A 9105-nucleotide genomic window follows, 5' to 3' on the forward strand; every position below is an offset into this window, starting at 1 on the left:
GCAGCAGCGACTTCACCGCCGGCCAGGCTCCGGCGCCCCAGCCGGGAAAGCCGCCGGCCGGCACCAACCGCAGCCAGACGGCGAAGAGGTAGATCAGCATCAGCGCGAACCAGAAGTTCGGCACGGCGACGCCGAGCTGGGCGGCGCCCATGGCAAGCGCGTCGCCGGCACGGCCTTGCCGGCTGGCGGAGAAAAGGCCGACCGGAATGGCGATGACGGTCGACAGCGCCAGCGCGATCAGCGCCAGCGGCAGAGAAACCACAACGCGCTCACGCACGAGATCGATGACGGGAACCGAGTAAGTGTAGGAGCGGCCGAAATCGAGACTGAGCAGCCCGCCAGCCCAATGCAGGTAGCGCAGGGCGAGCGGCGCGTTCAGTCCCATCTGGTTGCGCAGCAGCTCGATCTGGTCGGCGCTGGCGTTGAAGCCGAGCATCAGGCGCGCCGGGTCGCCGGGCAAAATCTCCATCACCGCAAACACCACCATCGAAGCCAGCACGAGCGTGACGGCCGCGATGATGAAGCGCTTGAGGAGGTAGGCGGTCATGGGAGGCGATCAGGCGATCGCGGCGGCCGTCAGTCCGTCCACTTCACCTTGGTGAGGTCGTTGGCCTGGATCGGCGCGTTCTCCCACAGGCCTTGCAGGTTGGCGTCCCAGACACCGACCTTCGGCAGCTCGTAGAGGAAGCCGACCACGGCGTCGTCGGCGAGGATCTTCTGCGCCTCTCCCAGCAGCTCTTTCCGCTTCGCTTCGTCCGAGGTCAGGTTGAGCTTGGCGATGATGGCGTCGAAGGCCGGGTTGTCGTAATTGAAGTAATAGTCCTTGCGCGAATAGATATCGATGTCGTTGGGCTCGGTGTGGGAGACGATGGTGAGATCGTAGTCTTTCTTGGTGAAGACCTGATCCAGCCATTGCGCCCATTCCACGGGCACGATCTCCAGGTCGATGCCGATCTCGCGAAGCTCGGAGGCGATGATCTCGCCGCCAAGCCGCGCGTAGGAAGGCGGCGGCAGCTTCAGCGTCGCCTTGAAGCCTTTTTCGAGACCGGCCTCCTTCAGCAGTTCCTTCGCCTTGTCGACATTGTGCGGATAGAGGCCGGTGAGGTCGACATAGTCCTTGTTGGCGGGCGACATATGCGAGCCGATCGGCACGCCGAGGCCCGCCGAGGCGCCGTCGATGATCGCCTTGCGGTCGAGCGCGAAGGAGATCGCCTGCCTGACCTGCAGCTTGTCGAAGGGCGGCTTCTTGTTGTTGATCGCCAGGATGGTCTCGCCCTCGGTCGAGCCGATCACCACATGGAAGCGCGGATCGTCCTTGACCTGGGAGACGCTGTCGGGATCGAAGAAGGGGAAGGCCTGGATGTCGCCGGAAAGCAGCGCCGGCACGGCAGCGGCCGCGTCCGGCACGATACGGAACTCGACCTTGTCGAGGAAGACCGGGGCGCCCCAGTAATTGTCCGATTTCACCAAGGTGATCGACGAACCCTTGGCCCAGCCCTGGAATTTGAAGGGACCGGTGCCGATCGGCTTTTCCTTGTTGGTATCGGCCGATTTCGGCGACACGATCACCGCGTCGCCCCAGCCCATATTGTAGAGGAAGGAGCCTTGCGGGTTCTTCAGCGTGACCTTCACGGTCGCCGGATCGACGACGTCGACCTTGTCGATCTGCGCGAACAGGCCCTTCTGAGCGTTGACCGAATTGTCGGCGCGGGCGCGGTCGAGCGAGAATTTCACGTCGTCGGCGCCGAAGTCGCTGCCGTCGTGGAATTTCACGCCGGTATGCAGCTTGAAGGTGTAGGTCTTGCCGTCATCCGAGATGGTCCAGCTTTCGGCAAGGTCGGGCAGCACCTCGCCGTTCGGGCCGATGCGGGTGAGACCTTCGAAGACATTGGCATAGAGCACCTCGTCGATGGCGGCGGCGGCACCCGCGGTCGGGTCGAGATGCGGGGGTTCGAGCGGAATGCCGATGACGAGGTCGGCGCGCGCCGCAAATGCCGACGTGGCGGCAGCGAATGTCAGCACGGCCGCGGCGAAAATGGTCTTCCACAATTTCATCGCTGAACTCCCATTTGCTCAAAACATGCTCAAGCCAGCGGATAGAAGCGTGATTTGGCCTGTGAGTAAATTGCGTTTCGTGCTGCCGGGCAGCACCGGGGGAAATGTTTTTCCGGATCAGCCGGTCGTTCCGCGCAGCAGCACGTTGAGGCCGATCGCCATTACCTTGGCCGATTCCACCATGTCGGCGATACCCACCCATTCGTCCGGCCGATGGGCGAGATCGAGGATGCCGGGGCCGTAGGCGATGCAGTCGTAGATATGGCCGATGCGGGCGACGTGCTTCTGGTCGTAGGTGCCGGGCGAGATCACGTATTCGGGCTCGCGGTCGAAGATCGCCATGATGCCTTGCGCGACGGCCTTGACCACAGGCGCGTCGCGCTCGGTCATCAGCGGCAGGACTTCCATCAGGTCGCGGATCTCGTAGTCGAATTTTTTGCGCTCGCGCTTCAGCCGATCGAGGATGCCGGTGACTTCGCCCTTGACGGTGGCGAGGTCCTCCTCGAGCAGGAAGCGGCGGTCGATGGTCAGCCGGCAGGAATCCGGCACGTTGGGCGAGGGCAGTCCGGGGCGGAAGTCCTCGGTCTGTCCGCCATGGATGGAATTGATGTTCATGGTCGAACGCCGGGCGCCCTCGGGCACGACCGGCATGCGCGTCACCTTGCGGTCGAGCGCCGGGAACAGCTCGTCCTCGAAGGCCTGCAGCACGGCGCCCATATGGCGCACCGCATTGTCGCCGAGGAACGGCATCGAGCCATGCGCGATCTCGCCCTTGGTCTCGATCTCCGCCCACCAGACGCCGCGATGGCCGAGGCAGATGCGGTCCTTGTTGAGCGGCTCCGGGATGATGACGTGGTCGACCTTCGGCCTGGAGAAATAGCCGAGCTTCGCCAGATGGGCGACGCCGCCGAAACCGCCGGACTCCTCGTCGACCGTGCCAGATATTTCGATGGCGCCGGGAAACTCGGGATAGACCTTCATGAAAGCTTCCGCGGCGATGACCGAGGCGGCGAGCCCGCCTTTCATGTCGCAGGCGCCGCGACCGTAGACCCGGCCGTCCTTCACCAAGCCGGCGAAAGGATCGACGGTCCAGCCTTCGCCGGCCCCGACCACGTCGATATGCGAGTTGAAATGCACACAGGCGCCGGGCGAGCGGCCGTCGAAGCGGGCGACGACGTTGACGCGCGGGTAGCGGTTGGTATCGCCGGGCGCGCCTTCGGCGCGGATGAACTCGGTCTCGAAGCCGAGCTTTTCCAGCCGCGCGCCGAGATATTCGGCGCATGGCCGGTAGGCCTCGCCGGGTGGATTGACGGTCGGAAAGCGGATCAGGTCGGCGGTCAGCGCGACCAGGTCGTCGACCCGGTCATCGACGGCCCGAAGGAGTCGTTCGTTCATCCGGCGGATTGAAAAAGCAATGCGGCGCTTTTGCAAGCCGCCTTTCGCCGGTTGCCGGACAATGATTGAGGCAGGCTCACAGGTTAAACCGTCGAGAGCGCGTGGTGTGCCAGCAACCATGGCGGGAAAATCGTTCAAATTCGCCGCGTCGGATTGGCGGTTTCGTCAACGAGTGTGTGGTACTTAACGCACCTGCCGGCAAAATGATGGAAAAGACCACGTGATGGCAGGGGCAATCGAAGGGGTTTGATCGCATGAAAAAGTCCGTTCTCATGGCAGCCGTGCTGGCAACCGCGTTGCTCGGCACGTCGATCGCAAGTCGGGCGGCCGCGCTGGTGGCCAGTATCGACGTTTCCACTCAGACGATGACCGTCAGCAAATATGGTCAGGTGCTCTACCGATGGAACGTATCTACCGCGCGCAGGGGCTACTTCACGCCGCGCGGCAGCTACCGGCCGCAGTGGACCGCGCGGATGTGGTACTCGCGCAAGTACGACAATTCGCCGATGCCGTATTCGGTGTTCTTCCGCGGCGGCTACGCCATCCATGGCACCGGCGCCGTGAAGTATCTCGGGCGTCCGGCCTCGCATGGCTGCGTGCGCCTGCACACAGCCAATGCCGCAACCTTCTATTCGATGGTGAAGGAAGCCGGCTACGGCAACACGCGGATCGTCGTCACCGACTGAAACGGGCCGGAGAGGGCGCCGAAAGTCGCAGGCAGGAATTGCTGCCTGCGCGCCTGCTCCGTTCGGGCGTTGCAGCAATGCCTCACATGCTTCGAAAAACAACGGCTTATACTACCGTAAGGAGTGCCGAATCTGGTTTGTATGACACGGCCGTGGTAATTACGACGCGTTAATTCTGGCTGCTTGGGGACTATGATGTATCGATTTCTTTTGAGTGCTGCGATCGCGGCAACGGCAACTTCGGCTTTCGCTGCCGACACGCCGGTTGTTCTGGACCAGGAACTGGCCCAGCCGCATATATCAGGTTATGGCGAAGTTTATCTCGGCGGTATCTATTTCGCGACTCCCGGGGACGATGCAGACGGCACGACTGCCGGTGGCGCCGCTCGTATCAATTTCCCGATCGACGCCCGCTGGAACATCCAGACCGACGCCGTTATCGATTCGCTTTGGATCGAAGGCACGAACATCTACAGCTACGGCGGCGCGATCCATGGCTACTGGCGCGATCCAAGCTCATATGCCCTCGGCGGCTTTGCCACGATCAACGGATATGGCGGCGACGAGTTTGTAAGTGATGCCGATCTGTATACTTTCACGGTCGGTCCCGAAGCGCAGGCTTATTTCGGCAATGTGACCCTCTACGGCCAAGTCTACTACGGCCAGTTGCGTGCAAGCGGCGAGTCCGAGCATCTCGACAATTGGGGCGGCCGCGGTGTGGTGCGCTACTTTGCCCAGGATGACCTTCGGTTTGACGGCGAACTTGGCTTTTCGAGACTCTCGGAGAGTGGCGTGCACTTCGATACGGTTAGCGCGGCACTCCAGGCCACCTATAGGTTTTCAGGCACGCCATGGTCCGTATTCGGACGTTACCAGCTGGATCACGTGACTTTCTCCGAAGCGTCGGGCAGCGTGAACATCCACAAATATGTGGTCGGGCTGCGCGCAAGCTTCGGCTCGGATACGCTGCTCTCGGAAGACCGCAATGGCGCCACCATGGATACGTATCGACCCAACTTTACGGTGCCGTTCCTCTAGGATTGTTCAGCCAGTTCAGGTCACCTGAAATCAGAGCCGCGAAGAGCGATCTTCGCGGCTTTTCCTTGCGCAGACACCGGCTTTCTTGCGCTCGGGCTGAGTTGATCGAACCGCTGAGCGATTTTGAGATACGGCCCGAAGGCTCAGCCGGCCTCCTTGGCCTGCCTACGCCGCTTGCGGCGGCGGCCGCTCATCTCCCAACGCTTGTGGAACCACATCCACTGTCCGGGATCCTCGCGCACCCAGCGCTCGACGACGTCGGCGAGCAGCTGGGTGGTGGCGTGAACATCGACGCTGCCGCCTTCGGTGCGTGGCAGGGTGAGCTTATCTTCGATTTCGAGGCGGAACCGGTTTCCCGGCAGCCTGACGCAGCGGGCGGGATAGACATCGCAATCATAGTGGCGGGCGAGCATGCCCAGCACCGGATTGCTCTGGCAGGGGCGGCCGAAGAAGGTCGTCTCGTCGCCGTTCGTGAATTTCTGATCTACCAGCACGCCGATATTGCCGCCGTTTTCCAGGATGGCGGCGAGCGCGAACGACGCGCCGGTCGAAGAGGGGAGCAGCCCTCCCATCGTCGAGCGGCGTGTCGAGTGGATGTAGTCGGCGAGGTAGGGGTTGTTCGGCGGGCGGAACAGCGCCGTGATGTTCATGCCGAAGGTGGCAGCGGCGACGGGCAGCAGCTCGAAATTGCCGAGATGGCCGGTGAACAGGATGTGTGGCTTCTTCTCGCCGGCTATCTCGACGAAATGGTCGATGCCGCGGACCTCGACCCGGCCCGGCTTGGCGGCATTCGGGTCGAAATCGAAGAGGGCATCAAGGAAAATGTATTCGGCGGCAAGCCGGGCCATGTTGCCCCACATGTCGGACGCGATGGTCTCGATTTCGGCATCGCTCTTTTCCGGATAGGCAAGGCGCAGATTGTTGACGGCCACCCTGTGCCGCTCGACCAGCGGCCCGATGCGGCGGGCGACGCGGTCAGCAAAGTTCAGCGCGCTGTCCGGCGGCAAAAGGCGCAGCAGGCCGATCATCGCCATGGCGAGCCGCGCGACCAGCCAATGCTCCATCTGGCGCAACCGCCGGCCGTAGCGGAACATGAAGTCCCGGCGGGCTTTCTTGAGCACCTTGGCGACCATCTTGGCTTAGGAGACGCGCAGGATGATCTTGCCGAAGACGTCGCGGCCTTCCATGCGCTTCAGCGCGGCGCCGATGTCGTCGAAGCCGACTTCGGTATCGATGACCGGGGCGACAAGGCCGGCCGCCATCTTCTGCATGGCATCGGCCATGTTCTCCATGCGGCAGCCGAAGGAGCCAAGCAGCTTCAGCTGCTGCTGGAAAAGCTGCATCAGATTGACCTGCGTAGACACGCCAGAGGTCGAGCCGCAGGTGACGAGACGGCCGCCACGCCTCAAGGAGAGCATCGAGCCGGCAAAAGTGTCGGCGCCGACATGCTCGAAGACGACATCGACGCCCTTCTTCTTCGTCAGCTTGCGCACGACGCCTTCGAAGCGGTCCTCGCGATAGTTGATGACATGGTCGGCGCCAAGCGCCTTCGCCTTGTCGATCTTGTCGTTCGATCCGACCGTGGTGATTACAGTGCAGCCCATCTTCTTGGCCAACTGGATCGCGGCGGTGCCGATGCCGGAGCCGCCGGCATGGACGAGGATGGTCTCGCCGGGCTCCAGCTTCGCGTTGTCGAACAGCATGTGCTCGACGGTGCCGAAGGTGACGGGCGCCACGGCGGCGCCGATCTCGGTGACGCCGGGCGGCGCGGTTACCAGCAGGCGGGCCCGCAGGTTGATCCTTTCCTGGGCAAAACCGTCGAGGTGAAAGCCGTGGACGCCGGACACATGCTCGCAAAGATTGTCGCGGCCTTCGCGGCAGGCTCGGCAAAGCCCGCAGGTGCGCGCGCCGTAGATCGATACCAACTGGCCTGGCAGGAGGTTGGAGACGCCGGGCCCGACCGCCTCGACCTCGCCGGAGGCTTCGGCGCCGACGACCAGCGGCAGCTTGCGCTTGGCGAATGCCATGCCGCGCCAGCCCCATACGTCGATATGGTTGAGCGCCACCGCCCTGATGCGGAGCGTCACTTCGCCGAGCGAAGGCGGCGGGGGCGGCGGCAGGTCCACCGTTTCAAGGCGGCGGTCCTCGATAAGTTGCAATGCGCGCATGGGGCCTGTCGGGTTCTGTCAGAGCGGAAAGAGGTCCGCTTAGACCGGTTCCCGCGCCATGACAAGGCAGGTGTTCTGGCCGCCGAAGCCGAAGGAATTCGACAAAACCGTGCCGACCGCGGCGTTGCGCTTCTTGTTCGGCACCACGTCGAGCACGATCGCAGGATCGGGATTGTCATAGTTGATCGTCGGCGGGATGACACTTTCGCGCATCGTCATCAGCGAGAACGCGGCCTCGACCGCGCCGGCGGCCGACAGCGTATGGCCGATCATCGACTTGTTGGAAGATATAGGCATCGAGCCGATCCGCTCGCCGAATACGGTCGACAGCGAGAGGTGCTCCATCTTGTCGTTTTCCGGCGTCGAGGTGCCATGCGCGTTGACGTAGTCGATCTCGTCTTCGCCGAGGCCCGCGTCGGCAAGGGCGGCTCGCACGGCGGCGATCGCCGGCGAACCGTCGGGCTTTGAACGCGTGCGGTGGAAATCGTCGGCCTTTTCGCCGCAACCGCGCATGATGCCGAGGATGGTGGCGCCCCGGGCCAGCGCCGCCTCAAGCGATTCCAGCACCAGCGCGCCGGAGCCTTCGGCCAGCACGAAACCGTCGCGATCCTTGGAAAAGGGCTTTGACGCCTTTTCCGGGATGTCGTTGTGGGTGGAAAGCGCCGACAGCAGCGAGAAGCGGATCAGCGCCTCGGCGGTGGCGGACCCGTCCGCGCCGATCGACAGCGCCTTGTCGCATTCGCCGCGGCGGATCGCCTCGACACCGAGCTGGATGGCGGTCGCGCCGGAAGCGCAGGCGGTCGACAGCGTGATCGGCAGGCCGCGCGTGCCGAAACGGTCGGCGAGACGATCGGCAATCGAGCCGAACTGAGTGGTCTCGAAAACGTCGAGCTCCTTCAACGCGCGGGCCACGCGCAACAATCTCTCAGCGCCGCTTTCCTGCTTGTCCGAATTATAGAGCGAGAAGCGGTCGGCCCAGTCGAGCTCGACCGGCGGCGAGGCGAGGAACAGCGGGCCGCCGAAATCGCCGGAATCGAGGCCGGCTTCCGACACTGCCTCCTGAGCCGCCGTCTCGGCCAGCTCGTAGGTGAGGGGGCTGGCACCCTTGGAGCTCGACGGCAGGAAGTCGACCATGCCGGAGATGCGGGTGTTGAGATGATCGATGGGAAAGCGGGTGATCGGATGGATACCGGATTTTCCGGAGGTCAGCGCCGCCCAGTTGTCCGCCTTGCCGACGCCGAGCGAGGTAACGACGCCGATGCCGGTCACGGCGACGATCGGCCTGCCCATGTGATCGCGGAGATTGGCCATGTTTCCTATCTGCCTCGGTCCAGAGCAATTCCAGGGAAAGTGTATCGCGGTTTTCCGTCCGGAATTGCGTAAAACAAATCTATGCGGCCTTGATCAGTCCCAGGCCCTCGAATTGGTGATAGCCGATCGCCGTTGCAAGGACGGCAGCAGGAGTACCGTCGAATGGCCGCTCCACTGTTGCATCGAAGACAGGGTAGGAAGCCTTGCGGTCGACGGCGAGCGCTGCGAGCGCCACGGCAAAGGGAAACTGCGCTTCCTTCATGTGCCCGGTGAACGTCGAGAAAGCGCGCGCGGCAATCGCCGGATTTGCGTCGAGCGCCGCCTTTTCGGCCGCCGTGGCGGCATGAGCGCCGGAGGCCCCGGAAATCGTCAGCAATTCGCCGGCGGCGGGCAGCGCCGCCTGCTTCAGCAGGGCAGCGATCTCGGCGTTCAACTCGCCGCGCCGGCGCCGG

At 63.5% G+C, this 9105-nt stretch carries 8 protein-coding genes and 1 pseudogene; 2 read left to right on the forward strand and 7 right to left on the reverse strand.

Annotation, left to right across the window (positions count from 1 at the left end; genetic code table 11):
- The 3 genes from DH10_RS29960 to DH10_RS29970 form a co-directional block, all read right to left on the reverse strand.
- Positions 1-547, reverse strand: a 547-nt coding sequence (locus tag DH10_RS29960) for an ABC transporter permease (RefSeq protein WP_192385654.1), incomplete at its 3' end; no start/stop codon positions are given.
- Positions 548-576: 29 nt separating this feature from the next.
- A complete protein-coding gene (locus tag DH10_RS29965; protein WP_192253057.1) occupies positions 577-2055 on the reverse strand; it encodes an ABC transporter substrate-binding protein in 1479 nt (492 codons plus the stop codon).
- Positions 2056-2172: 117 nt separating this feature from the next.
- Positions 2173-3450 (reverse strand): acetylornithine deacetylase/succinyl-diaminopimelate desuccinylase family protein, encoded by a 1278-nt coding sequence (locus DH10_RS29970; RefSeq protein ID WP_192253060.1) that lies wholly within the window; start codon positions 3448-3450, stop codon positions 2173-2175.
- A 254-nt stretch (positions 3451-3704) separates the two neighbouring features.
- Between DH10_RS29970 and DH10_RS29975 the strand changes: the two genes are divergently transcribed.
- Both DH10_RS29975 and DH10_RS29980 read left to right on the forward strand, forming a co-directional pair.
- Entirely contained in the window at positions 3705-4136 is a 432-nt protein-coding gene (locus tag DH10_RS29975) for a L,D-transpeptidase (RefSeq protein ID WP_192253063.1), read from the forward strand.
- 195 nt (positions 4137-4331) lie between these two features.
- Positions 4332-5174, forward strand: coding sequence for a hypothetical protein (locus DH10_RS29980; RefSeq protein WP_192253066.1), 843 nt, complete (start codon positions 4332-4334; stop codon positions 5172-5174).
- 143 nt (positions 5175-5317) lie between these two features.
- Here DH10_RS29980 and DH10_RS29985 read toward each other — a convergent pair whose 3' ends face one another.
- The 4 genes and pseudogenes from DH10_RS29985 to DH10_RS30000 all read right to left on the reverse strand — a co-directional run.
- On the reverse strand, positions 5318-6307 hold the full coding sequence (locus tag DH10_RS29985; RefSeq protein ID WP_192385655.1) for a lipid A biosynthesis lauroyl acyltransferase: 990 nt from the start codon (positions 6305-6307) through the stop codon (positions 5318-5320).
- Between the two features lie 6 nt (positions 6308-6313).
- The gene (locus tag DH10_RS29990) at positions 6314-7342 is read right to left on the reverse strand and encodes a zinc-binding dehydrogenase (RefSeq protein ID WP_192385656.1); all 1029 of its coding nucleotides are present in this window, start codon (positions 7340-7342) and stop codon (positions 6314-6316) included.
- Positions 7343-7381: 39 nt separating this feature from the next.
- Entirely contained in the window at positions 7382-8653 is a 1272-nt protein-coding gene (locus DH10_RS29995; RefSeq protein ID WP_192253075.1) for a beta-ketoacyl-ACP synthase, read from the reverse strand.
- Between the two features lie 79 nt (positions 8654-8732).
- Positions 8733-9105, reverse strand: a pseudogene (locus tag DH10_RS30000) (beta-ketoacyl-ACP synthase); the annotation flags it as partial.

Source organism: Mesorhizobium silamurunense, assembly GCF_014843825.1.
Classification (GTDB): domain Bacteria; phylum Pseudomonadota; class Alphaproteobacteria; order Rhizobiales; family Rhizobiaceae; genus Mesorhizobium; species Mesorhizobium silamurunense.

Excerpts from the sequence above, each read along its gene's own strand:
- DH10_RS29970 (WP_192253060.1), bottom strand. The coding sequence starts at position 3,450 with ATGAACGAACGACTCCTTCGGGCCGTCGATGACCGGGTCGACGACCTG.
- DH10_RS29975 (WP_192253063.1), top strand. The coding sequence starts at position 3,705 with ATGAAAAAGTCCGTTCTCATGGCAGCCGTGCTGGCAACCGCGTTGCTC.
- DH10_RS29985 (WP_192385655.1), bottom strand. The coding sequence starts at position 6,307 with ATGGTCGCCAAGGTGCTCAAGAAAGCCCGCCGGGACTTCATGTTCCGC.
- DH10_RS29990 (WP_192385656.1), bottom strand. The coding sequence starts at position 7,342 with ATGCGCGCATTGCAACTTATCGAGGACCGCCGCCTTGAAACGGTGGAC.
- DH10_RS29980 (WP_192253066.1), top strand. The coding sequence starts at position 4,332 with ATGTATCGATTTCTTTTGAGTGCTGCGATCGCGGCAACGGCAACTTCG.
- DH10_RS29995 (WP_192253075.1), bottom strand. The coding sequence starts at position 8,653 with ATGGCCAATCTCCGCGATCACATGGGCAGGCCGATCGTCGCCGTGACC.
- DH10_RS29965 (WP_192253057.1), bottom strand. The coding sequence starts at position 2,055 with ATGAAATTGTGGAAGACCATTTTCGCCGCGGCCGTGCTGACATTCGCT.